Origin of the sequence: Amycolatopsis sp. EV170708-02-1, from assembly GCF_022479115.1 — a bacterium.
Lineage (GTDB): Bacteria > Actinomycetota > Actinomycetes > Mycobacteriales > Pseudonocardiaceae > Amycolatopsis.
Genome location: NZ_CP092497.1, coordinates 5,715,746 through 5,738,986 on the forward strand (window position 1 = coordinate 5,715,746; position 23,241 = coordinate 5,738,986).

Here is a 23,241-nt window from a genome sequence, read left to right on the forward strand (position 1 = left end):
CTTGGCGATGTCAGTTTCGAAAGGGAATTCTCATTGCGAAACTCGAGGAGCGAGCTCGCCTGTGCGTTCATTCGTCGTGGGACTCGGCCGGGCCGGCGCGGGTCTGCATCTCCCCGTCTTGGCCAAACTCCGGGAACGGACCCCGCAGCTCTTCGACGATCATCCCGTCGTGGCCTGCGAACCGAGGGAGACCGTCGTCTCCCGGCCGGGTCTCGTGGTCGCGCCGACCCTCCACGCCGCGGCCGACGGCCTCCGTCCCGACGACACGGTCGTGCACGTGTGCACGCCACCGACCCAGCGTCTGGCGGTGCTCTCCGACCTCGCCGCACTGGGCTTTCGCAAGGTGATCGTGGAGAAACCCCTCACGACCGACATCGACGACCTCGCCCGGATCGTCCGCCTTCGCCGCAAGTACAAACTGCATGTCGAGGTCGTCGAGCCCTGGCTCGCCAGCAGTCTCACGGCGCGGCTGGTCGAGCTCATCCGCGGTGGCCGGTTCGGCGCCGCGAAAGCGATCGACATCGTGCAGAACAAGCCGAGATTCCGCCGGTCGCTCGTGCGGCCCGGCCACCCGACCGCCTTCGACGTCGAGCTGCCGCACGGTGTCGCGCTCGCGCTGCGGCTCGCGGGCGCCGCGCGGGTCACCCACGCGTCCGGAACCGATCTCGAGGTCGAGGGCAACGTCGGTCCCCGGATGGGCGGCGCCGTCGTCGGCCTCCGGCACAACTCGGGTGTCCACACGGAGATCCGCTCGGACCTCACCTCCCCGGTCCGCGAGCGGCGGGTCACCGTGGAGTTCGAACACGGCAGCGCGGTCGGGCATTTCGCGGTGAGCGGCGACGACCATCACTCGCAGCTGACGCTGCGGGCGAACGGGCGGTCCGAGCACGTCGTGCTGCGGGACGACGCCATGACGGAATGGATGTCCGAGGCCTACCGGAAGTTCCAGCTGGACGGGGAGCAGACCCAGGGGTTCACCTTCGCCACCGAGGTGGTGCGGCTGCTGTCGGTGGCCAAGAACATCTGCGCGGAACCGGTCACCGGCCCCGACGCGGTGGCGACCCATGCCGGATGACCCGGTGCTCGCCGGCCTCACGGACGAGGCGGCGTACGACATCGGTGGCCAGCTCTCGGTGCTCGACGCACTGAGCTGGAAGGCCATCGAACTGCGCACGGTCGACAGGGAAGCCGTCGCCGACCTCACCGACGAACGGTTCGACGCCGTCGCGGCCACCTTGTCGGACAGCGGTGTGCGCGTGGTCTGCCTGGCGTCCCGGATCGGTGGCTGGTCCCGGCCGGCAGGCACCGATTTCCGGCACGACCTCAGGGAACTCGACGTGCTCGCCGAACGGGCGCGAGCGCTCGGCACCGGCTATCTGAGGATCATGTCCTATCCCAACGACGGGCTGAGCGATCCAGCCTGGCGCGCGCTGGCCATCGAGAGGATCACCGTTCTCGCCGAACGGGCCGCGGCACACGGGGTGACGCTGCTGCACGAGAACTGCTCTGGCTGGGCGGGCACGAAGGCCGAGCGCATGCTCGACCTGCTGGACGAGGTCGCGAGCCCGGCGCTGAAGCTGTTGTTCGACACCGGCAACGGCGTCGCCCACGGCTACGACGGGTTCGACCTGCTCGCCGACATCGTCGGCCACGTCGAACACGTGCACGTCAAGGACGCCGACGAACGCGGCTTCACACTCCCCGGCCAGGGCTCCGCGCGGGTCGCCGACTGTGTAAAACTCTTGCGGGCCAACGGATACCAGGGCGCGTGGTCGCTGGAACCGCATCTCGCGATCACACCGCACGAACAAGGGGTGCTGGCGGACGGCGCGGCGGACGCGTTCGTCGCCGCGGGCCGGGCGATGGCCGGGCTGCTCCGGTGATACCCGGGGATCGCAGCCTGCTGGTGAAGCTGCTCGACCTCCCGACGGCCGGGCCACTCGAAACGAAGGGCGAAGTCCGCCTGTGGGACGCGATGCGCGCCTACGCCGACGCCGCCATCGACATCGGTTTCGACGTCCTGCGGTTCGCCGCCCCGGACCCGTCCGTGCTGGACCGTCCGGGTGTCCCCCTCCTGCTCCGCGATACCGGGCCCGGATTCCTCGCCTGCCAGCCGAGCCTCGTGCTGCGGATCGGCCCCGCCTCCCCCGCCGTCATGTTCAACGTCCACCTCGACACGGTGGCCCCGTTCGAACCGGCCGGTTTCGACGGCACCAGATTCGTCGGCCGCGGCGCGATCGACGCCAAAGGGCCCGCGGTGGCCTTGCTGGCCGGTATCCGGGCCGCGCTGGCGACGGAGCCGGCGGTCGGCCGGGACATCGGTGTCCTCGTCCAGGCCGTCTCCGGCGAAGAGGGCGGCGCGATGGGCACCTTCGGGACACGGCCGCTCGTCGAAGCGGGTTTCCACGGCGAGCTCAACATCTTCTGCGAGCCGACCGGGCTGCGATACCTTCCCCGCTGCTCGGCGTCGATGACCGCGTGCGTGCGAGTGGACGGCGAAGACGCCATCGACGACGAGCCGCACCGAGGTCACAACGCGACGGTTCTGCTCGGTTTCCTCGCCCAGCACCTCGCGGACGACCTGCCGAAGCACGGTCAGGTCTGCGTCGCGGGCCTGCACACGGGGCTAATGCACAACCGGGTGTACGGCAGCGGCGAACTTCTGCTCAACATCCCCTACGACTCCGGAGAAGCGGCGGCGAAGATGGCCTCGGCGCTGGAGGACGGGCTGCGGACCGGTGTCACCGCGTTCGGTGCCCGGTTCCGGCGGTCTTCGGCTTTCGCCCGCACCGCGAGGGACGCGGCGGCGATCACCGGCTTGCGCTGGCTGAAACGCGACCTGCCGGCGTTACCGGCACAGGACATCCCGCTGCTGGACGCGTTCGTTCCCCGCTGGCCGGACGACGAGCCGGGGTTCACGTGCGACGCCCTGTGGCTCGGCGGCGTTCCCGGTACCAAGACGGCCGTTCTCGGCCCCGGTTCGCTGGGAGCGAACAACGCGCACGCGCGTGGGGAATACGCCGATGTCGAAGAACTCGACCGGTTCGGCGATCTCGTCCGCGAGATCGTCGTGCGGTTCGGCCGCGACGGAGGAGCATGACCGTGCTGGTGCCCTATCCCGTTCTGCTTTCCCTGGCCGCCGGGGTCTTCGCGGACCGCGGCGTTCCCGAAGACCGGGCGGCGATCGCCGCGGCCGCGTTGTGCCACGGCGACCTGACCGGGGTGACTTCGCACGGCCTCGTGAACCTGACCAGGCTGTACCTGCCTCTGCTCGATCAAGGACGCGCCGAGCCGAAGGCGGACATGGCCGTCGAGACCGACCTCGGCGCGTGCGTCCTCGCCGACGCCCGCCGCACGCTCGGGTTGTGGTCGGCCTCGCAGGCGATGGAGCTGGCCTGCGCCAGGGCTTCACGACACGGCATCGGCATGGTCTCGCTGCGCGGAGCGACCCATATCGGCTGCGCCGGTCATCATGCCGCGCGTGCCGTCACGCACGGCATGATCGGCCTCGTCGCTTCGAACTGCGGCGGCCAGCGCATCGCCCCGCCGCCCGGCGGCACGGCCGCGATGCTCGGCACGAACCCGCTCGCGCTGGCCTGTCCCGCCGGCGGCGCGCATCCGTTCGTCCTCGACATGAGCACCACCGTCGTGCCGACCGGCCGGATCCGCGCCGCGGCACGGGAAGGCAGGGAGATCCCGCCGGGCTGGCTCGCCGACGGCGACGGTTCGCCGGTGACCGATCCCGCCGCGTTCGACCGGGGCGAAGCCCATCTGCAATGGCTGGGCGGCGCTCCCGAAACGGGCGCCTACAAGGGATTCGGGCTCGGCCTGCTCGTCGAGGTACTCGGTGCGCTGGTACCCGGCGCCCTGCTCGGCGCGACCTCCGCCGACGGGAACCGCGACGACGACATCGGCGTGCTGGCGCTCGCTATCGCTCCGGACGTCCTGCGCACCGGATTCGCCGCCGACGCGTCCGCGCTTTTCACGGCGGTGCGGGAGTGGCCAGCCCGCGATCCCGCGGCCCCGGTCGTCTATCCCGGCTGGCACGAGGGTGAGCGCGCGGCCCACCGCCGTGCGCACGGCGTGCCCGTGGCCGACGCGGTCTACCGGGAACTCCGCACGGCGGCGGAGAGGACGGCGGGATGATCCGGGTCGGTGTCGTGGGGCTCGGTGTCATCTCGCGGTTCTACCTTTCCGCGGTCGAGCGGTCGGCGGCGTTCCGCCTCGCGGCGGTCTGCGATCTCGACCCGGCGGAGCTTTCGAGAAGCGCCGTGCCCGGCTACCGCGATCATCGGGAGATGCTCGCCGCCGGAGGGCTCGACGCGGTGATCGTCACGGCGCCGAACGACGTGCACGCTGCCGTCTGCCGCGACGTGCTGGACGCGGGTCTGCCCGTGTGCGTGGAGAAGCCGATCGCCACGAGCCTCGTCGACGGCGAGGACCTCGTGGCGCGCGCGGCGCGGCGGAATGTCGCGCTGTTCACGGCCTTCCACCGGAGGTACAACAGCAATGTGCGCGCGTTGCGCGAGAGGATCGCGGGCGGGCCCCCGATCGATTCCCTGACGGTGCGCTACCTGGAACGGATCGAAGAGCACGTCGGCGGTGATCGCTGGTACCTCGACGCGACGCGATGCGGCGGCGGATGCGTGGCGGACAACGGACCGAACGCCCTCGATCTCGTCCAGTTCTTCCTCAGCACGCTGACGCTGCGGGACGTGCGGATCAGCCGCGACCCGGACGGCATCGATCGGCAGGCGACGCTGGTGCTCGACGGCGCGGTCGTCGAACTCGACTGGTCTTTTCCCGGGGAGGTCAAGGACGTCGAGGTCCGGCTGGCGGACGGCACCGTCCGGTACGCCGACCTGCTCGACGGCTACCCGGGCTTCAAGGAATCGCTGTGGCACGAATACGACGGGCTGCTGAACGAGTTCGAGGAGGCCGTGCGCAAGGGCGGCTCCTGGCAGGACAACGGCCTGGCCGCGCTGTCCATAGTGAACGATTGTTACCGGAGGGAGCACGATGCGGGAAGACGGGCCGAAACGGGAGATCACCGGCACGGTGGTGAAGGTGCTGGTGCATCGGCGTGACGACCGGGGCATGAGCCTCGAACCGTTCGCCAGCCGGTGCGTTCGCGCCGGAGAGGTGCACGAACTCGTGACGACCAGCCACGACGCCACCGAACCGGGCGCACGCATCGACCACGTCGGCTTCCTCGGCTTCGCCGAAATAGCCCGCGCCGGCGTGATCGACCGAGGCGACGAAGTGTGGATCGGCGGCGAACTCGTCGGCACCGTGCTCGGTTTCGACGGCTGCCATTTCCCCAACCACTACAACATCCTCATCCACACCGAGCGGCCGGTCACCGGTGAAGGGATCGGTTTGAAGCCGGAGCGGGAGGTCTGCTTCCGGGGCCGGTGGTGAGTGGCTCCCCGGCGCGGGTGAGCCACTCACCACCGCGCGGTCACTTGCCCAGCAGCGGCACGTCGCTCTTGCCGAGGTGGTAGTCGCGGACCGCGTGCACGAGTTCGTCGACGGTCAGCTTTCCGTTGCCGTTCACGTCGATGGCCCGGAACGCCGGGGCGACGGCCGAGGCTTCGACGCCGATCGCGTCCAGCCACTTGGCGAACTCCCGCTGATCGACCTCGCCGTCGCCGTCGGTGTCGCACAGGCCGACGATCGCCGAAATGGTCGGGCGGACCACCCGGGAGAAACCCGCGTCGCCTTCCTGGAAGATCTGCGCTTCGATCACCTCGGTGAACTGCCGCTCGTTCAACGATCCGTTCGGGCCGACGCCCGCCTTGTCCGCCAGGAACTCGAACATCGTCACGAACGAGTCCTTCACCGCTCGCGCCTGCGGCGACGCCGGGTCTTCGCCGAACGCGCCGATGATCCTCGTGGCCTCGGCCTCGAAGTCGGTTTTCTCGATCTTGCCGTTGCCGTTGACGTCCCACTTCTCGAAACGCTTCTTGAGCCGGTCGTTCTTGATCGCCGTGGTCATTCGTGCACTCTCCTTTTCGCGAAAGATCGGAAGAATTGCGGTACGCGTTCAGGCAGAACGTTCAGAGACGGACGACCTCCTTCCCGGGAACCTGTCCCGTCACGTCGAACAGCAACCTGGCCGTCGAGGCCAGGCGGCCGTGGTCGTAGGCGCGATGCGCCACCAGCAGGACGGCGACATCCGCGGTGCGGAGCGCCACGTCGAGATCGGCCACCGGCGGCCCCAGTTCGGGCACGGTCTCCGCCACCGGATCGTGGTAGGACAGCTCCGCCCCGAGCGCCCGCAACCGAAGGGCGATCCGGATGGCGGCGGACTCGCGGGTGTCCGGCACGTCCGCCTTGTACGAGACACCGAGCAACAGCACTTTCGCGCCTCGCAACGGCTTTCCGTGCTCGGCGAGCAGCCGGGTCACGCGGTCGACCACATGCTCGGGCATCCGGTCGTCCACGAGACGAGCGGCGTGCACCACGCCGAGCAGGGCACCTTCCCGCTCGGCCTTGTCCAGCAGGTACTTGGGGTCGACCGGGATGCAGTGCCCGCCGACCCCGGGCCCCGGCGCGAACGACGTGAAGCCGAACGGTTTGGTCGCCGCGCAGTGCATCACGTCCCACACGTCGACGCCGATCCGGTCGCAGAAGATCGCGATCTCGTTGACCAGCGCGATGTTCACGTACCGGTAGGTGTTCTCCAGCAGCTTGGCCATCTCCGCTTCCCTGGTGCCACGCGCGATCACCACCGTGTCGACGAAGCGCTCGTAGAACTCGGCACAACGCTTCGCGCAGGACGGGGTGTGCCCGCTGATCACCTTCGGCGTGTTCCTGATGCCGAACCGCCTGTTCCCCGGGTCGACCCGCTCGGGCGAATACGCGAGCGAGAAGTCGGTGCCCGCCGTCAGACCGTGCTTTTCGAGGATCGGCCGGACGATCTCGTCGGTGGTGCCCGGGAAACTCGTCGACTCGATGATCACCATCATGCCCGGCGACAAATGCTCGGCGACCGTCGCCACCGCGCCGCGCACGGCGGCCAGATCCGGTCCGCCCGCCGTGGTCAGCCCGGTCGGCACGCACAGCACGATCGTCTCCGCGCCACCGAGGACCTCGGGGTCGGCCGTCACCGTGAAACCGTTCTCTCGCATGGCCCGTAGCCGGCTCCCGGACACGTCGGGTACATGCGGCCTGCCCGCGGCGATCTCCGCGGCCACCCGAGGCGAGGTGTCGTATCCGATCACCGACAACCCCGCCCCGCCGATGGCTTCCGCCAGCGGTAGCCCGACGTAGCCGACTCCCACAACGACAACGTCGACAGACACGTAAGCCTTCTCAGTCTCTTTGTCGCACGAAACGATCAACGGTTGACCGAGAACGAGCCGCTGCCCGGCATGACGTGGGAGCCGAACCCTTGCTCGACCCGCATACCCGGTGTCAGGCAGAGCGGATCCGGGTGAACGACCACTTCGGACGAGCTCAGGTTGACCAAAACGTGTGCGGCGATGGGAAGTTTGGTACAGCCTTCCGGATTCCGATAGGTGTCCAGACGCTGGAATTCGGTGGAAAAGACCACCACATTGCCCGCCGCCGCCTGAGCGGGCGGACTCGACACGATCAGCAGTGCTCCCACGGATGCCGCGCTCAACACCGCGGCGACAAAACGCTTCATCGCATGCCTCCACATCCAAGATCACGACTTCTCTCCGCACGCTAACAGTCACTCCGTGTCAAACTTTGCTCGCGGCGGATCTTCACGCGCGCAGGTTGCGGCCGGTCGGGAAGGGTCATTCGGATGGTGGCGTCAAGCGCTCCCTGCGTGACTGCCGAGAACGCGCCGTTCACATGAAGGAGTGGCGTGAACGGTCGTCCGGACGAACCGGGACTACTCAGCCCCGAGCCTCGTCCGTGAAGGTCTCCTTGAGGGACTTTGGGTTCCTCAAGGAGGACCGGTATTCGCTTACCTATGGCTGACCTGCGCGCAGGTCTTGATCAACGGAAGATCCGGGACACTCGACGTCCCCGATCTTCCGTTGATCAAGGTCGTGCCTGCCACGCCCGGTGGCGAACAACCTGACGGGGGAAGATTCCGGACGTCGGACGGCCGGAATCTTCCCCCGTGGACTACACCGCTTATCCAGCAGGGCCCGTCCGTGAAGGATTTGAGGCGCTCAGTGTCCCGAATCCCTCATCGGCGAGACCGAGTGTGGAGGATTCAGGACGTTGAACGTCCTGAATCCTCCACACTCGACCGCCGGTCGCACCAGTGGGTGAGCACTGGTCCCTCAAGGAGGCCTTCACGGACTTGCGGAACGCCACAGACCCCATGCGCACCAGCAGTCACGGCGGCTGCACGTGAAGGACCCCTTCACCCGGCTGAGCCGAGGAAACTCGACCTCCACACCTCGCCGAGGACGAGGCAAAGCGAAAGCCCTAGCGGTGAGCGTCGACCACCTCGGCCAAGGTCGGCAGGGAGGGATGCGCCCCGTGCCGCGTCACCACGACCGCGGCCACTTTCGCCGCGAAACCGCAAGCGGCCACCACGTCCGCGGTCGTCGGCTCACCGGGGATTTCCGCGAGCCTGGCGGCGAGCGCGCCGACGAACGAATCTCCCGCGGCGGTGGTGTCCACCGCCCGTACCGCGACGGCCGGCACCCGCGTGGACGACGACGCGTCGAGCACGGCGCATCCCGCGGCCCCCAGCGTCACGATCACCCACCGGCATCCCGCGGCGAACAAGTCGGCGCCGCCGCGCCGCAACCCGTTGCCGTCGAACGGATCCTGGCCGGTGAGCTGCCGGAACTCGATTTCGTTCGACACCACCACGTCGCTGACCGGCAGCAGCTTCCCGGCCACGTCTCCGGCGGGCGCGGTGTTGAGCACGGTCAGTACGCCACGTGAGCGAGCGGCCGCGAAAGCGCGTTCCGTCGCTTCGGCCGCCGCCTCCAGCTGGCCTGCGACGACCCGAAGCCCCGGCAGTTCGCTGATCGCCGCTTCGGCGGCCGCCGCCGGGATGTCGGCGTTCGCCCCGGACACGACGACGATCGAGTTGACACCTTCCGCGTCGACGGTGATCGCCGCCCGGCCGGTGGGCAGCGCGGACCGGCGCACGTGGGTCACGTCGGCGCCCTCGGCGAGCAGGGCTTCCAGGTACTCGTCGCCGTCCTCGTCCTCGCCGACGCAGCCGATCACGGCCACTTCCGCGCCGAGCCGGGCGGCGGCGACCGCCTGGTTGCCGCCTTTCCCGCCCAGCTCCCGGCTCGCCGAAAACCCCATCAGGGTCTCCCCCGGCTCCGGGATGCGCGGCGCCCGGACGATGTGATCGACGTTGAGCGACGCGACCACGGCTATCGCGCGGCTCATGCGGTCAGCCACCGGGCCGGGACGTCTCGCATCAGCCGGGCCACGGCTTCGGCCGGCACGCCTTCGGCTTCGAGCAGATCGGCGAAGATCGTCGGCACGAAGACGAGCCCGTTGCCGCCGTTGTGCGTCCACATCTGCTTCAGGAACAGGTCGTGCGACAGCATGATCTGGTCACCGAAGCCCTCGTTCACCCACCGGGCCACGGCGTGAGCGGTCTGGGAAACCGTCGGGGCGACACCTTCGCCGGGGAACGAGATGTCGAGGCCGATCATGTCGAACTCCAGCAGCACGCCGCGTTCGAGAAGCTCGCGTTGGTATCCCGGGTCGTCACCGGACGGATCGCTGTGCGCCAGCGCCACCTTGGCCGGGAGCGCCCCGCATTCCTCCAGTACGAGGTCGAGCACTTCGTGCCCGCGGCGCTGCCAGCCGGGCATGTGGATGTTCAGCCCCACGGCCGGGCGCTCCGCCTGCGCGAGCGCCGCGGCCCGCAAGGAGGCCCGTTCCCCGTCGGTGAAGGACGGCGAAACACCGACCTCGCCGATGACACCGGCCCGGATGCCCGTCTCGCCGACACCCTCGTCCAGTTCGGCGAGGATGTGCTCGGTCTGCGCGTCGACGGTGACCGCGGTGATGCGCTCCCCCTCGAACTTCTCCAGGTACGCACCGGTGCCCATGACAATGGTGACCCCGGTGGCTCCGGCGACCGCCGCCAAGGCGAGCGGATCCCGGCCGATCGCCGCGCTGCCGGTCGCGTCGACCAGCGTGCCGCCGCCCGCCGCCGCGAACGCGGTCACCTCGCGCACGACGCTGGCACGGTCCTTCGCCGCCACGTTGTCGGTGCAGCAGTAGGGATCCTGACGAAGCAGGAACTGCAGGCCCGGCCCCACTTCCGCCTCGGCGAGGTGCCGGGTGGACGCATAGGACGGCTCGGCGACCGCGGAGGACAGGTCGTTGAAGAGGTGCTCGTGCGGCAGTACCAGCCCGAGGCCCGCCGCGTCGACCGCGCCGAGAACACCGCGCACCTCAGCCACGGCGCACCTCGGCGGGCTGGGCGAGGACCGCCGGCTCGGCCGTGTGCCGGGACGGGATCATCGCGATCGCCGCGGCCGCCAGTGCCACGACCGCGCCGATGACGGTGACCAGGTGCAGGCTGGAACCCGCGGCGGGAGCGACGAGTTCGAGCAGCAGCGACCCGATGAGCTGACCGGCCGTGGAGGCCAGCCCCAGCAGCAGGAGCCCCAGACCCCGCACCAGCAAGGCCATCAACGCGATCGACATGAGACCGAGCGGCCCGCCGAAGTACATCCACCAGGTGCCCGGCAGCGTGAAATGCGCGCCCGAGACCGCCATCCGCACCACGTACACGAGGCCGAGCGCCACGAAGCCGATGAGGAAGTTCCAGGTGATGGAAACGAACATCGAGCCGGACAGCAGGCCCACCTCGGAATTGCCGGCGGGCTGCCAGCCGGCGAGCAGGCCGCCCACGAACGGCATGATCGCCAGCGCGATCATGTGCGGGGCCGACCAGTTCGGGGACACCACCAGCACGGTGGCGCAGATGGCCAGGATCGCCCCGGCCACGCGCGGCGCGCTCATCGCCTGCTTGAACGGGACGCCGATACCGAGGCGGTCGCACACCACGCCGGAGATGACCATGCCGGAGATCAGCGAGGTCTGGAAGATCGCCACCCCGAGGAAACCGACCGTGACACCTTCGGAGAGCACGATCACCGCGCCGCACAGACCGGCGAAGAAGTTCCACCGCGGGATCTCCCCGCGCACCAGCTGACCGGGCAGCCGGAAGAACGCGTCGCGTGTCCGGGTCCGCGCCAGCACGATGATCAGCATCAGCACCAGGCCGGTGCCGAAGGACACCAGCGCGGCGGCGTGCCCGTCGGAGAGCGCGGTGCCGAGATGGCCGTTGACGAGCGACTGCAAGGGGCCGAGCATTCCGGCGAAGACGGTCGCGATCGTCAAGACGACGACCGAGGCCGCGCGGCCGGTGGGTGACGACGTACTCATCGAATCCTCCTTGATCCCGAGTGCGCGCGGCTCAGACTTCGCGTCCGGCGAGCCAGGACATCGCCTGCGCGAAGAGTTTGCGGTAGCCCTCCCAGTCCATGAACTCCTCGGGAGCCCAGTGCGGGGAGATGTCCGAGGTGAACGCGAGGGTGCGGCCGCGGCCGACCTGGCGCACGGCCAGCATGACGTCGCCCTCGACGGTGGCGAGCAGCTCGGCGTCCGGCTTCAGCGTGGTGTGCTGGTAGCCCAGCAGGATCGGCCAGTGCCGGTCGAGACCCGCGACCACCGGGTGGCCGGGCCGCACGACCTGGGCGCGGACGCCCTCCGGGGTCTCGACGCGGTCGTCGTACGGGTCGATGTCGACCGGGAGGATCTCCTCGATCGGCGTCCGGTGGTAGTTGGCCTTGCCCTCGAAGCCCTGGAAGCTCAGGTAGCCGCCGGCCATCATCAGGCCGCCGCCGTTCGTGACCCACTCGCGCAGCAGCTTGAGGCGGTTGGGCGTCGGACGGCCGCGGGTGAAGGTGTCCGGGTGCAGCAGCAGCGTGTTGGAGCCGATGTCGGAGAGCAGGACGACGTCGTAGGCGTCGAGTTCCTCCAGGGTCTGCGGGAACTTCTCGGCCACGTCGTGCGAACGCAGGTGAGTCACCTCGACCCCTTCCGCCGCCAGCGCCGCCAGCAGCCGCTCGCACCCGATCTCCACCTGCGTGTGCGCGAACGGGTCGTATCCCTTGTGGTCGATCGTCGCACTGACCCACGACTCCCCGGCTAGCAGGACCTTGACCATCGACGACTCCTTCGGGCGAAAGCGTTAGCGCTTGTTGCGCAACATAGCGCAACGCCGCCAATATAGGATGCGCTGCAGTCGCCGTCAACGCTCAACGGGGAGGAGCCGGATGTCGCTGGCGAAGGTGGCCCGAGAGGCCGGAGTGGCCGTGTCGACCGTGTCGAGGTACGTCAAAGGAGAGCTCAACGTCGCCTCCGAGACGGCCCGGCGCATCGACGCCGCGCTGTCGGCCCAAGGGCATCCGCCCGTGCAGAAACAGGTGACCGGGCTCAGCCTCGGCCTGGTGGTCCCGTCGCTGGACAACCCGTACTTCTCCACGCTGGCGGACGCGGTGGTCGACGCCGCCGCGGCGGACGGCATCGACGTGCTCACCACGCTCACCGGCTCGTCGCCGTTGCGGGAGCGCGCCGCCGTCGAGCGCCTGATGCGGGTACCGGACGTGGGCGGGCTGGTCTACCTGGGGATGCACAACACCAACGAAGCCTTCGCGAGCCGGCTGGCAGGCGACTTCCCGGTCGTCTTCCTCGACGAGTACGTCAAGGCCACCGGGCCGCGGATCGCGCACGTCACCGCGAACGGTTTCGGCGGCGCCTACCAGGCGACCACCCACCTGATCTCCCTTGGCCACCGGCGGATCGCCCATGTCGGCGGACCGGCCGGGCTGCGCACGGCCGACCAGCGCGAGGCCGGATACCGGGCCGCGTTGAAGACACACGGGGTCGAGGTGGACGAAGCGATGATCGTGCGCGGCGCCTTCAGCTCGGCGTTCGGCATGAACTTCTTCGCGCATATGGCACGGGCAGGCGCGGAGCCGACAGCCGTCTTCACCGCCAGCGACATCGCCGCGGTCGGCCTGCTCGAAGCGGCCCGCCGCGCCGGGGTGACGGTGCCGGGAGACCTTTCGGTGATCGGCTGCGACGGGATCACCCTCGGCGAATGGACCTCGCCGCGGCTGACCACCGTCGCGCAGCCGACGGAGCAGATGGCCCGCAAGGCGGTCGACGAGATCACCCGCCTCGCGGCCGGCCGCCTCCCCGCCGACCACGTGCTCTCCATGCAGCTCGTCGTCCGCGAATCGACCGAGGAGTACCCCGCATGACCGACGAAGCCCTCGCGTTCCTGCGCGACCTGGTGCGCCACGACACCACCTCCGGCGACAGCGCGGCGCAGGCCGCCGCGCAGGAGCTGGCCGTCTCCTACGCCACCGCCACCGCGGGCGTACGCGTGCTGCGACGCTCCACCACCGGGCGACCGTGGGTGCTGCTCGGCAGCCATTCCGGCGACGGAGCACTGTTCGTGTGCCATATCGACACCGTCCCCATCGGCTCCCCCGCGCTGTGGGAACGCGCCCCGTTCTCCGCGGACGTCGACGAGGAGTTCCTGCAGGGCCGCGGCAGCGTCGACATGAAGGGCGGTCTGGTCGCCGCCTTGGCGGCGTTGCGCAACGCCGCGGAAGCCGGGGCCGGCGCACAGGTCCTCATCACCAGCGACGAGGAGATCGGCTGCCGGGGCGCGACGGAGGCATCCGCCTCACTGGAGTTGACACCGCGGATCGTCGTGGTCCCGGAGGCGACCCGGAACCGCGTCTCACTCGGACACCGCGGAGCCACCTGGCTGCGGCTGGCCGCGAAGGGGAAGGCAGCCCACGGCTCCACGCCCCGGCTCGGCCGCAACGCGATCCGGTTGCTCGCCGACCGGGCCCTCGGCGCACTCGATTCCCTCCCGTTGGCCACCGACGACTACCTGGGCGAAGAAACCGTCAACGTCGGCACCTTCGAGGGCGGGACCGCGACGAACATCGTGCCCGCGTCGGCCGTCCTGACCCTGGATGTGCGCACTGTGGACGGTGGAGCGCCGGCGATCGCCTGGGCTTCTTCGCTCGATCCGGACATCAGCGCGGAGGTGGCCCTCGATCTGCCCGCCGTCCGGACCGCACGCCTGCCCGATCTGCTCTCCGGCCAGGCGACCGCACCCGCCGCCACCTATTTCACCGACGCCTCGGCCTTGGCCGGGTCGGTGGGCGGAGCGCCGATCGTGATCTGGGGCCCGGGAGATCCCCGGGAGATGCACGCGGCGAACGAAAAGCTGGAACTGGAATCCTGGCGGCAGGCCACGCGCGACTACCTCGAGCTGATCTTGTCGGCCGCACGCTGAGCTGTTCCCAGCCGGTGCTCAAGGCCCCGGACATGGCCGTCCGGCGTTGAACTATTGTGCGTTCGATCGAATGCGAGCGCGAGGGGGAATCCGGTGTATCAGGCCGAGTTCGACGGCGAGGGCGGCTGTGTCCGCTGGACGGAAGCGCCCGGTGCCCAACCCGCGCGGGTATACCTGCACGGCCTCGGATCGATGTCCGCGGTCTACCACGCGCACGTCGCGGCCCGGCCCGAACTGGCGGGCAGGCGGAGCCTGTTCCTGGACCTGCCGGGGCACGGGATCAGCGACCGTCCGCGGCACTTCGGCTACACGCTGGAGGATCACGCCGGAGCCGTGATGGCCGCCCTGGACCAGGCAGAAGTGACCGGAGCGGAGCTGATCGCCCACAGCATGGGCGGCGCCGTCGCTCTGGTGCTCGCCCATCTGCGCCCCGACCTGGTCTCCAGGTTGGTCCTCACCGAGGCGAACCTCGATCCCTTCCCGCCGCCGACGGCGGGCAGCAGCGGTATCACCGCCTTCGGTGAGGACGAGTTCGTCGACAAGGAGTTCGCGGGCGTGCTGGAGCGTGTCGGGCCGGCGTGGGCGTCGACCATGCGGCTCACGGACCCTCGTGCGCTGTACCGCACGGCGGCCGGGCTTCGGAAGGGCGCGGAGCCGATGATGCGCACCATCCTGGAACGACTCGACATCGACCGGGTCTACCTGCAGGGCGAACGCAGCGGCGAGCTGACCGGCAGGGAACAGCTGGAGGCCGCGGGCGTGAAGGTGGTCACCGTCCCCGATGCCGGGCACAACGTCATGTTCGACAATCCGGACGCCTTCGTGGCGGCCATCGCCGGAAAGCACTGACCTCATCCGAGGGGCCGGCTACCGGTCTGGTGCTCCTTGTGGTGGCGGACCACGGCGACCGGACACGGCGCGTGGTGGACCATGGCGCGGCTGACCGAGCCCAGCAGAGCCCGGCGCAGCAGCCCGCGGCCATGGCTGCCGACGACGAGCAGCGCGGCACCCTCGGCTTGCTCCGCCAGCGCGTGAGCGGGCCGGTCGACCGCGATCACGCGATGGACGGGGACGTCCGGATACCGTTCCCGATATCCGGCCAGCGCTTCGTCGAGCAGGGGCTTTCCCCGCTCCTCGATGAGCTCCCTGTCGTGTTCGGTAGGCGTCACCGCCATCGCTTCGAGCGGCAGATCGGACCAGACGTGCAGGGCCACCAGCGCGTGGCCGTGCCGGTCGGCGAAGTCGTAGGCGAACCCGATGGCTTCCCTGCTGGTCTCGGATCCGTCGACGCCGACCACGACCTTCCGCTCGTGGTCCGCCGACGGCTCGTCACCGGTGCGCACGACCACGATGGGCCGGTGGTAGTCGTGCAGGAGCTGGTTGGCCGTCGAGCCGACCAGGAGCCTGGGCAGCGCGGTGAGCCCCGACGACCCGATGACCAGCAGATCCGCGTTCTCCGCGGCGCGGGCCAGCTCGTCGGGCGCGCGGCCGGACAGCAGCCGCGTCGAAACGGCCAGATCCGGCCAGGTCCGACGGCATTCCTGCGCGATGTCGTCGAGTACGGCCTCGGCGTGCCGCTGCGCCGTTTCCTGACCCGCTTCGAGGAACCCCGGCCGTGGCCAAGCCCCGCCACCTGGGACGGCTTCGGGCACGGGCGGGAACCCGACGACATGGGTGACGACCAAGGCGCGGCCGCGGGCGGAGGCCTCCCCCGCGGCCCAGCGCACGGCCTTCCGCGCTTCTTCGGAGCCGTCGTAGCCCGCGACGACGGCTCCTTTGTCCCTTGTGGATTCCGTCGACGACATCACTGATCACGCCCGGTCATGGCGTCCTCCCCACCTGCGCGCGGGTCTGGCACGCCAGGGGTACCACGTGCGGTGGTCGCCGAAACGTCGAGCAGCGAGACGACTTCCTCGTCAGTGGTCTGGGAGAAGTCCTCGTACCACCGGCCGACCGCGCCGAACCGCTCCGGTTCGATCAGGCAGAAGACGTCGTCCGCCTCGTCGCGCAGCCTCTCGGGTGCCCGCACGGCGCACACCGGAGTGGCGAACACCAACCGGCGCGGCTCCGCTCGGCGCAGGGCACGCAGCGCGGAGATCGCCGTGACACCGGTGGCCAGCCCGTCGTCCACCAGCAGCACGTCCCGGCCATGCGTCGCGACCGGCGCGCGACCGCCGTGATAGCGGCGGAGCCGGCGGCGCGCCTCCGCCCGCTCGGCTTCGCACGTTCGCTCCAGGTCGGCCGGGCTCAGCCCGAGCTTGCGCATCGTGCCCAGGTCGTAATAGGGCGGCGCGTCCGCCGTCACCGCGCCCACCCCGAACTCCGGGTGGCCGGGCGCGCCGATCTTGCGGGACACGGCCACGTCCAGCGGGGCACCGAGTTCACGGGCGACTTCGGCGGCGACCGGCACACCGCCTCTCGCCAGCCCGAGCACCACCGGATCGGGCCACTCCGGACGTCCGATCAGACGAGCCAATCGCCGACCGGCCGTCCGCCGGTCGGCGAACGCGCGATACCTGACTGACATGACTACGGCGTACCCGCGAAGGGACCGGGCAAACCCGTCCGCCCGATGTTCGTCAGACGAGTGCGGTGATCAGCCCGATCGCCAGCGCCGTCCGCTCCGGGACATGCTTCACGAGGATGTGCTCGTCGCGAGCGTGGGCACCGCCTCCGACGGCTCCGAGGCCGTCGAGCACCGGGCGGCCCAGCGCCGACACGAAGTTGCCGTCGCTCGCGCCTCCCACCGAGGTCTCCTCCAGCTCCCAGCCCGCTTCGGCGGCCACCTTCCGCGCGGTCGCGAACAGCGCCCGCGACGGGTCGTTCGGTGTCATCGGCGGCCGGTTCCACTCCCTTCGACCGAGACGGTCACGCGGGGATCGGCTGCTTCCAGACCGGCGAACACCTGGTCGATCCGGTCCATTTCGGACGGTTCGGCGACCCGGACGTCGACACCGCAGCCCGCGCCGCCCGCGGTCACGTTACGACCGGTACCGCCGGAGATGGTGCCCACGTTGACCGTGGTCCCGAGCTCGCGCGAGCCCGCGGACGCCAGCCGTCCGACGATCTCGGCGAGGGCGTGGATCGCGCTCGCTCCCGCGTACGGGTCCAGGCCCGCGTGCGCCTCGACGCCGGTGGCGGTCACGTCGAACAGGCCGACCCCCTTGCGCGCGGTCTTCAGCTTGCCGTCCAGCGAAGCCTCGAAGACGAGGGTGGCCAGCGCGCCTTCACTGGCTGCTTCGATGTACGGCCGCGAGTGGGGGCTGCCGATCTCCTCGTCGCCGTTGAAGAGGAACTTCACCGACGGATGCGGAAGGCCGAGTTCGCGGAGCCCCCGCAAGGCCCAGACCGATTGCACCAAGCCGAGTTTCATGTCGAACGCGCCCGGCCCGGTGACGCGGCCGTCCTCGTCGGTGTACGGCCATCCGGCGAGCGTGCCCGTCGGCCAGACGGTGTCGTAATGACTCAGCAGCAGTACCGTTCCCGGCGCCGTCCCCGCGTAGCCCAGTTCGAGCACGTCGCCCCGGACCGTGTCGGTGTGGCGCGCCTCGGTGTCGGGTGCGCCGAGACGGTCGATGACCCAGGCCCGGATGGCGTCGATGCCTTTGTCCAGCATCGGTTTGTCGTAGCTGTGCGTCTCCAGCTCGACGATGTCCCGGAGATCGTCGAGCATGGCGGGCAGTGCCTGGCGGGACCAATCCGTGTGTGACAAGAGAATCCTTTCTACCGAACGGGGGCGCCGGGGCCGAGCGGGATGCCGAACGCCCAGAACACGAAGAACAGCAACGTCCACACCACCAGCAGGGCGAACGAGAGCGGGACCGTCATCGAGAACAGCGTGCCGATCCCCGCCGAACGCCGGTAGCGCTGCAGGAAGCCCAGCGCCATCACGAAATACGGGCTCATCGGGGTGATCGCGTTCGTGCACGAGTCCGCGATGCGGTACAGCGCCTGCGTGGTCTCCGGCGGGATGTCCAGCAGCATCAGCATCGGCACGAACACCGGGCCGATCAGCGCCCATTGGGCGGAGCCGCTGGTGACGATCAGGTTCACCAGGGTCACCACGACGAGGATGCCCAGCATGATGACCGGCCCGGAGACCCCGGCGGATTTGAGCAGCCCGGCGCCGTTGATCGCGGTGATCTCACCGATGCCGGTCCATTTGAAGTAGGCCAGGAACTGGGAGATGGCGAAGAACAGCACCAGGATCGGCGCCATCTCGCGGAAACCGTGTGCCATGAACCCCGGGATGTCACGGCTGCTGGTCACCGTCCCGGCGACCCTGCCGTAGGCCCAGCCCGCGGCCAGGAAGCCGAGCGCGAGGAAGATCGAGATGGAGGTCAGCAACGGTGACTCGATGATGCTTCCGCCCTTGCCGCGTAACGGCGACGAGGCGGGCAGCACCGCCAGCACCAGCGCGATCACGAAGACGGCGAGCGCGATGAGCGCGGCGAGCAGGCCCCGTCGTTCCTGGCGGCTGAGCTCGAGCGAGCCGAGATCGTCCTCCTCCGCGTCGGCGTCGACGGGCATCGCCTCGGCCCGCCGCGCGAGGACCTTCTCCGTCACGAGCGTGATCACGGCGGCCAGCACGACCGACGAGGCGAGCGAGAAGAAGTAGTTGGCCAGCGGGGTGACCGAATAGGCCGGATCGATCGTCTGCGCGGCCGCCGTGGTCAGCCCGGACAGGATGGCGTCGGTCGGCGTGATCAGCGGGCTCGCGTCGTATCCGGCGGAGATGGACACGAACGCGACCACGATGCCCAGGATCGGGCTCCGCCCCACCGCGCGGAAAGCCAAGGCCCCCAACGGGATCAGCACCACATAGGCCGCGTCGGAGGCGACGTGGGACACCATTCCGGTGAACGCCAGCGCGAAGGTCACCCACCGCGGCGAAACCTTCGAAACGCCGGACCGGAGCACGGCCGCGAGCAGACCGGACCGCTCGGCGACCGCCACGCCGAGCATCACCACGAGGATGGTGCCCAGCGGCGGGAACGACGTGTAGCTCTTGACCGCGTCGGTCACCATCATCCGCACGCCGTCGGCGGACAACAGGTTCTTCGCCTCGACCGTCTTGCCGGTGGCCGGGTTCACCGCGGACACCCCGGCCGCGCTGAGCCCCCAGCTGGCCAGTGCCAGCACTCCGCTCAGGATGACGAACAGCCAGAACGGATGCGGCAGCTTGTTGCCGAGCCGCTCGACGCCGTCGAGCGCGCGCAGCAGGAGGTTCATCGGACGTGAGGTCGTGCTGGCCTGGCTGGAACTCACCGGCGCGGCTCCTTCCTGATCGGAGGCCCATTACAAACTCAAGCGAACGAATAGTGCAACCCTGAACCGAATTACGCACGGATCAGTCATGAGAACGCCTTAGATGACTGATACATTCATCCGATGCTGACCGAACCCGACCTCGACCTGATCGCGGCGCTGCAGATCGCCCCGCGCGCCTCGGTCGCCACGCTCGCCGAGGCGCTCGACGTCTCCGCCAGCACGGTGGGACGACGGCTGGTCCGGCTCGAGGAACAGCGGATCCTGCGGGTGATCGGCCAGGTCGATTGGACCGCGAGGGCTCGCGGGAACCCGCGCCACGTCTGGGTCACGACCGAACCGGGTGCGTCCGGTTCGGCGGCGAAGGCCCTCGCACGGTTTCCCGAGGTCCAGCTCGCGGCGGAGACCGCGGGCCGGTCGGACGTCTACCTGGCCGTGCACGTTCCGGACCGGGCCGAGGCGCGCGAACTGCTCGCCGAGCGCATCCCCGGGGTGCCGGGGGTGGCGGGAACCCATTCGGAGCTGGTGCTGCGGGCGCTCACCAGGGCCGACTCCTGGCGTCTGCACCGGCTGAGCGAAGACCAGCAGAAGATCTTGTCCCGCGAACAGGTGGTCCCGGCCCCGCCGGACGGCTTCGACGCCGACGAAGTGGGCCCGGACGAGCGGCGGCTCATCGGGCTGCTGGCCGGGAACGGGCGGATCACCGCGGCCGAAGCGGGCCGGAGCCTCGACCTCAGCCAGTCCACCGCCTACCGGCTGATCCAGTCGACGTTGCGGCGCGGCATCGTCCGGCCACGCGTCGAGGTGGAACCCGCGCAACTCGGCTACGAACTGGAGGCGGTCATCGCGCTGACCATCACCCCGGGCGCCATCCAGGCCGTGGCCGGGGAGCTGGCGCGGCATCCGTCGGCGCGGTACGTGTCGATCGTCGCAGGCACCGCTTCGGTCATCCACCAGGGTGTGTTCCGGAACGAGGACGAGATGGCCGACTTCCTCACCAGGGACCTCGCCCCCTTGCCCGGGATCACCGCACTGCAGGTCTCCGTGGTGTTGCGCATGCTGCGCCGGTACTGGCTGTACCGGGAGGACGGCAGGTTCGCGCCGGACCACCCCTGAGGCCGGCGTGCGGTCAGACGCTCCACGGCCAGGCGCGGGCCGCGAGATTCCGGGCCGCCAAGCCGATTCCGGTCTTCGGCACGAGCATGGCGGCGGTCAGCTTGACGGTGCGCCGCGCGGACTTGACCCTGACGCGGTGCTCGGCCTCGTACCGGCCGAAACCGGCGGACGATGCCGACGGCAGCGCGGCGGCCAGCGTGTACGCCCCGGCGATCGCGAGGCTGGAACCTTCACCGAGCAGGGAAACACAGGAGGCGGCGTCACCCACCAAGGCGATCCGGCCGTGTGACCATGACGGGAGGTCGACGACGCTGACCGCGTCGAAGAAGACATCGTCGGACTCCCGCAGGCGTTCGAGCAACGCGGGGACCCGCCATCCGACGTCGCCGTACGCCGCCGTGACGATCCGCTTGTGCCGGGCCGTGTCCCGGTGGTCCACATTCTCCGCCTGGGCACGGAAGATGAACGCGACGCCGCCGTCGTCCCGGCACGGGTGGACGGCGACCAGCCGGCCCGGCGTGTTGTGCAGGAGCACTTCCTCGGGGTGATCGACCGGGCCGCCGAACGACGTCGTGGCGACAAAGATCCCCGTGGGTCGCACGAACGAACGCTCGGCACCGAAGGCGAGCCTCCGGACCGCGGAGTGCAGGCCGTCCGCGCCGATCACGAAGTCGAAGCGCCGTGGTGCCGCCCGGTCGAAGGTGACGTCGACGCCGTGCTCGTCCTGGCGCAGCGCGGCGATCGTATCGTCGAACAGGAATTCGGCGTCGCCCCTGGCCGCCTCGTACAGCACGGTGACGAGATCGGCTCGGGGGACCTCGAGCTCCTCCCCCTTGGCCGAGGGCAGGCCGACGGTGGCGATCCGGCGGCCGTCTCCGCCGAGCAGACACACTCTTTTCGTTCTCGTCGCGACGTCTCGCAGACGGCCCACGACACCCATGGCTTCGACGACCGGCAGGGCGGGCCCGCGGACGTCGACCGGGTTACCGCTGGAGCGCATGCCGTGTGCCCGCTCGACGACAGTGACCTCGAAGCCGCCACGAGCCAGCCAATAGGCGAGGGCCGAGCCGGCGACCCCGGCACCGCAGATCAACACGTTCCCCATGCCGGGCGACAGTATCAGCAGTGAGTGCAAATCGGCAATGACTGCAAATTTGCACTCACTGCCACTCCGCGTATGCTGCCCGCATGTCCCTCCGTGATCGAAAGCGAGCACGCACGCGCCAAGCCCTGATCGACGCGGCGACGGAACTCTTCGAGCGCAAGGGCTACGACGAGACGACGATCGCCGACATCGCGGCGGCCGCGGAGATCGGCGCGCGCACGTTCTTCAGCTACTTCGCCAGCAAAGAAGAGCTTCTGTTCCCGGAAGCCGATGAGCGCGTGCAGGCCGCCATCGACGCCATCGCCACTCGCGAACCGGCCGAAGGCCCGGCCGACGTACTGCTGCGAGCACTGAGCCAGGTCACCGCCTCCGGCGACGAGATGGTCAGCCCCCTGGCGGCCCTGCGGCTCCGGATGATCCAGACCGTGCCCGCCGTCCGCGGACGCGCGCTTCAGGAACAGCTGAGCGCGCAACGAGAAATCGCGAAACATCTGGCGGCCGCGTTCCCCGACCGGATCGATCCGGTGGGCGCGGCGGCGCTGACGGGGGCGTTCGTCGGCGCGGTCACCGGCGCGCTCCAGGCCCTGCTCGACGACACCGGCGAAACGGACCCCGCCACACTGCAGGCCGCGATGAGGACCGCGACCGAAGTCGCGCTCGCGCCCTGGCGACGATCACCATGAAGGAACCCGCTCCCAGAGCCGAACCCGGCGAGGCCCAGCGCGACGAGGATCCGCAGCACCTGACGATGATCCGGCGGCACGAGGGGAACAGCGACCGTCGGCAAATCTCACCTGACGTCAGAGATCGGCGTCGAGCGCGGCCGCGGCGGTCGAATGAGTGCCGGATCACGTTCGCGATCATCGGCGGCGCGAACCACGCGAGAAACAACTGATCCGACCGATCCAGCGCCGACGGCCCGAGTGTCCACTTGCGACACTGTCCCCTGCCGGCACCTCATCGCCGACGCCGAAGACCGTGCGGGCTATCGTGGCTCGGTGTTCCTTCCAGTTCCACCCGAGCGAGTCGAACTCGTCGAGGTGCTCGGTCCCGACGGCACCGGAAACGATCAACTGGTGGCCATCTGGGAGGCAGACGAGGCCCAGGCCGCACTGACGCTCGTCGCCGGCCTGCCCGAGGGTGAGCTCAAACGGTGCTTCCTCCCCTTCTGGCAGATCCGGGCGCACAGCGGCACGCGGTTCCTTTTCGAGATCAGCTTCTGCTTCCGGTGCAATGGAGCACGCCTACACGGGCCCGCCGTTTCCCCGAGCAGGCCATGATTCACGCCTTCGACTCCGAGGACCCCACCAGCCGAGAACTGCTGGCGAGGCTACGAGCAGCAGGCCAGAGCTGACCTCACCCAACCGATTCGGGCGCGAACCAACCCCTGATCGGCTACGGTCCCGGCTCCGAATCGACCGCGCAGCCGAATTGGCTGATCAACCGG

Annotated in this window: 23 protein-coding genes and 1 pseudogene; 12 read left to right on the forward strand and 12 right to left on the reverse strand. The window is 69.7% G+C overall.

Annotation, left to right across the window (positions count from 1 at the left end; all coding sequences use genetic code 11):
• Nucleotides 1-61 precede the first annotated feature (61 nt).
• The 6 genes from MJQ72_RS25730 to MJQ72_RS25755 are packed head-to-tail and all read left to right on the forward strand — an operon-like array spanning nucleotide 62 to nucleotide 5,421.
• A complete protein-coding gene (locus tag MJQ72_RS25730; RefSeq protein WP_240593579.1) occupies nucleotides 62-1,075 on the forward strand; it encodes a Gfo/Idh/MocA family oxidoreductase in 1,014 nt (337 codons plus the stop codon).
• Nucleotides 1,065-1,883: a sugar phosphate isomerase/epimerase gene (locus MJQ72_RS25735; protein WP_240593580.1), complete on the forward strand. Its 819-nt coding sequence runs from the start codon at nucleotides 1,065-1,067 to the stop codon at nucleotides 1,881-1,883. The genes MJQ72_RS25730 and MJQ72_RS25735 overlap by 11 nt, the downstream gene beginning before the upstream one ends.
• Nucleotides 1,880-3,100 carry a M20/M25/M40 family metallo-hydrolase gene (locus tag MJQ72_RS25740; RefSeq protein ID WP_240593581.1) on the forward strand — a complete coding sequence of 407 codons (1,221 nt, stop codon included), beginning with the start codon at nucleotides 1,880-1,882 and terminating at the stop codon, nucleotides 3,098-3,100. Before MJQ72_RS25735 ends, MJQ72_RS25740 begins: the two co-directional genes overlap by 4 nt.
• Nucleotides 3,097-4,146 (forward strand): Ldh family oxidoreductase, encoded by a 1,050-nt coding sequence (locus tag MJQ72_RS25745; protein WP_240593582.1) that lies wholly within the window; start codon nucleotides 3,097-3,099, stop codon nucleotides 4,144-4,146. The genes MJQ72_RS25740 and MJQ72_RS25745 overlap by 4 nt, the downstream gene beginning before the upstream one ends.
• Nucleotides 4,143-5,087, forward strand: a complete 945-nt coding sequence (locus MJQ72_RS25750) for a Gfo/Idh/MocA family protein (protein ID WP_240593583.1) — start codon at nucleotides 4,143-4,145, stop codon at nucleotides 5,085-5,087. Before MJQ72_RS25745 ends, MJQ72_RS25750 begins: the two co-directional genes overlap by 4 nt.
• A complete protein-coding gene (locus MJQ72_RS25755; RefSeq protein WP_240593584.1) occupies nucleotides 5,020-5,421 on the forward strand; it encodes a DUF6917 domain-containing protein in 402 nt (133 codons plus the stop codon). The genes MJQ72_RS25750 and MJQ72_RS25755 overlap by 68 nt, the downstream gene beginning before the upstream one ends.
• Nucleotides 5,422-5,461: 40 nt before the next feature.
• Here the strand turns inward: MJQ72_RS25755 and MJQ72_RS25760 are convergent, their stop codons facing one another.
• The 7 genes from MJQ72_RS25760 to MJQ72_RS25790 all read right to left on the reverse strand — a co-directional run bounded on the left by MJQ72_RS25760 (nucleotide 5,462) and on the right by MJQ72_RS25790 (nucleotide 12,151).
• Entirely contained in the window at nucleotides 5,462-5,998 is a 537-nt protein-coding gene (locus tag MJQ72_RS25760) for an EF-hand domain-containing protein (RefSeq protein WP_240593585.1), read from the reverse strand.
• A 61-nt stretch (nucleotides 5,999-6,059) separates the two neighbouring features.
• Nucleotides 6,060-7,307: a nucleotide sugar dehydrogenase gene (locus tag MJQ72_RS25765; RefSeq protein WP_240593586.1), complete on the reverse strand. Its 1,248-nt coding sequence runs from the start codon at nucleotides 7,305-7,307 to the stop codon at nucleotides 6,060-6,062.
• A 35-nt stretch (nucleotides 7,308-7,342) separates the two neighbouring features.
• A complete protein-coding gene (locus MJQ72_RS25770; protein ID WP_240593587.1) occupies nucleotides 7,343-7,654 on the reverse strand; it encodes a hypothetical protein in 312 nt (103 codons plus the stop codon).
• A 761-nt stretch (nucleotides 7,655-8,415) separates the two neighbouring features.
• The gene (locus MJQ72_RS25775) at nucleotides 8,416-9,345 is read right to left on the reverse strand and encodes a ribokinase (RefSeq protein WP_240593588.1); all 930 of its coding nucleotides are present in this window, start codon (nucleotides 9,343-9,345) and stop codon (nucleotides 8,416-8,418) included.
• Nucleotides 9,342-10,376 (reverse strand): phosphotriesterase, encoded by a 1,035-nt coding sequence (locus MJQ72_RS25780; protein WP_240593589.1) that lies wholly within the window; start codon nucleotides 10,374-10,376, stop codon nucleotides 9,342-9,344. Before MJQ72_RS25780 ends, MJQ72_RS25775 begins: the two co-directional genes overlap by 4 nt.
• Nucleotides 10,369-11,367, reverse strand: coding sequence for a DMT family transporter (locus tag MJQ72_RS25785; RefSeq protein WP_240593590.1), 999 nt, complete (start codon nucleotides 11,365-11,367; stop codon nucleotides 10,369-10,371). Before MJQ72_RS25785 ends, MJQ72_RS25780 begins: the two co-directional genes overlap by 8 nt.
• A gap of 31 nt (nucleotides 11,368-11,398) precedes the next feature.
• A complete protein-coding gene (locus MJQ72_RS25790; RefSeq protein WP_240593591.1) occupies nucleotides 11,399-12,151 on the reverse strand; it encodes a glutamine amidotransferase in 753 nt (250 codons plus the stop codon).
• Between the two features lie 109 nt (nucleotides 12,152-12,260).
• On the opposite strand from MJQ72_RS25790, the gene MJQ72_RS25795 reads away from it, so the two are divergent.
• The 3 genes from MJQ72_RS25795 to MJQ72_RS25805 all read left to right on the forward strand — a co-directional run bounded on the left by MJQ72_RS25795 (nucleotide 12,261) and on the right by MJQ72_RS25805 (nucleotide 15,154).
• Complete coding sequence (locus MJQ72_RS25795) at nucleotides 12,261-13,250, forward strand: LacI family DNA-binding transcriptional regulator (protein WP_240593592.1); 990 nt, start codon at nucleotides 12,261-12,263, stop codon at nucleotides 13,248-13,250.
• On the forward strand, nucleotides 13,247-14,305 hold the full coding sequence (locus tag MJQ72_RS25800; protein WP_240593593.1) for a M20 family metallopeptidase: 1,059 nt from the start codon (nucleotides 13,247-13,249) through the stop codon (nucleotides 14,303-14,305). The genes MJQ72_RS25795 and MJQ72_RS25800 overlap by 4 nt, the downstream gene beginning before the upstream one ends.
• Nucleotides 14,306-14,398: 93 nt before the next feature.
• A complete protein-coding gene (locus MJQ72_RS25805) occupies nucleotides 14,399-15,154 on the forward strand; it encodes an alpha/beta fold hydrolase (protein ID WP_240593594.1) in 756 nt (251 codons plus the stop codon).
• Nucleotides 15,155-15,156: 2 nt separating this feature from the next.
• Here MJQ72_RS25805 and MJQ72_RS25810 read toward each other — a convergent pair whose 3' ends face one another.
• The 4 genes and pseudogenes from MJQ72_RS25810 to MJQ72_RS25825 form a co-directional block, all read right to left on the reverse strand.
• Nucleotides 15,157-16,110, reverse strand: a complete 954-nt coding sequence (locus MJQ72_RS25810; protein WP_240593595.1) for a universal stress protein — start codon at nucleotides 16,108-16,110, stop codon at nucleotides 15,157-15,159.
• A complete protein-coding gene (locus MJQ72_RS25815) occupies nucleotides 16,110-16,832 on the reverse strand; it encodes a phosphoribosyltransferase (RefSeq protein WP_240593596.1) in 723 nt (240 codons plus the stop codon). The genes MJQ72_RS25810 and MJQ72_RS25815 overlap by 1 nt, the downstream gene beginning before the upstream one ends.
• Before the next feature lie 52 nt (nucleotides 16,833-16,884).
• Nucleotides 16,885-17,978, reverse strand: a pseudogene (locus MJQ72_RS25820) (M20 family metallopeptidase).
• A 50-nt stretch (nucleotides 17,979-18,028) separates the two neighbouring features.
• Nucleotides 18,029-19,537, reverse strand: a complete 1,509-nt coding sequence (locus MJQ72_RS25825) for an AbgT family transporter (RefSeq protein ID WP_240601420.1) — start codon at nucleotides 19,535-19,537, stop codon at nucleotides 18,029-18,031.
• Between the two features lie 159 nt (nucleotides 19,538-19,696).
• Between MJQ72_RS25825 and MJQ72_RS25830 the strand changes: the two genes are divergently transcribed.
• On the forward strand, nucleotides 19,697-20,689 hold the full coding sequence (locus MJQ72_RS25830) for an Lrp/AsnC family transcriptional regulator (protein WP_240593597.1): 993 nt from the start codon (nucleotides 19,697-19,699) through the stop codon (nucleotides 20,687-20,689).
• A gap of 13 nt (nucleotides 20,690-20,702) precedes the next feature.
• On the opposite strand, the gene MJQ72_RS25835 is transcribed toward MJQ72_RS25830, so the two are convergent.
• Nucleotides 20,703-21,794 (reverse strand): FAD-dependent oxidoreductase, encoded by a 1,092-nt coding sequence (locus tag MJQ72_RS25835; RefSeq protein WP_240593598.1) that lies wholly within the window; start codon nucleotides 21,792-21,794, stop codon nucleotides 20,703-20,705.
• 83 nt (nucleotides 21,795-21,877) lie between these two features.
• Between MJQ72_RS25835 and MJQ72_RS25840 the strand changes: the two genes are divergently transcribed.
• Nucleotides 21,878-22,477: a TetR/AcrR family transcriptional regulator gene (locus tag MJQ72_RS25840; protein WP_240593599.1), complete on the forward strand. Its 600-nt coding sequence runs from the start codon at nucleotides 21,878-21,880 to the stop codon at nucleotides 22,475-22,477.
• Between the two features lie 315 nt (nucleotides 22,478-22,792).
• Entirely contained in the window at nucleotides 22,793-23,074 is a 282-nt protein-coding gene (locus MJQ72_RS25845; RefSeq protein WP_240593600.1) for a hypothetical protein, read from the forward strand.
• Nucleotides 23,075-23,241: the final 167 nt, after the last annotated feature.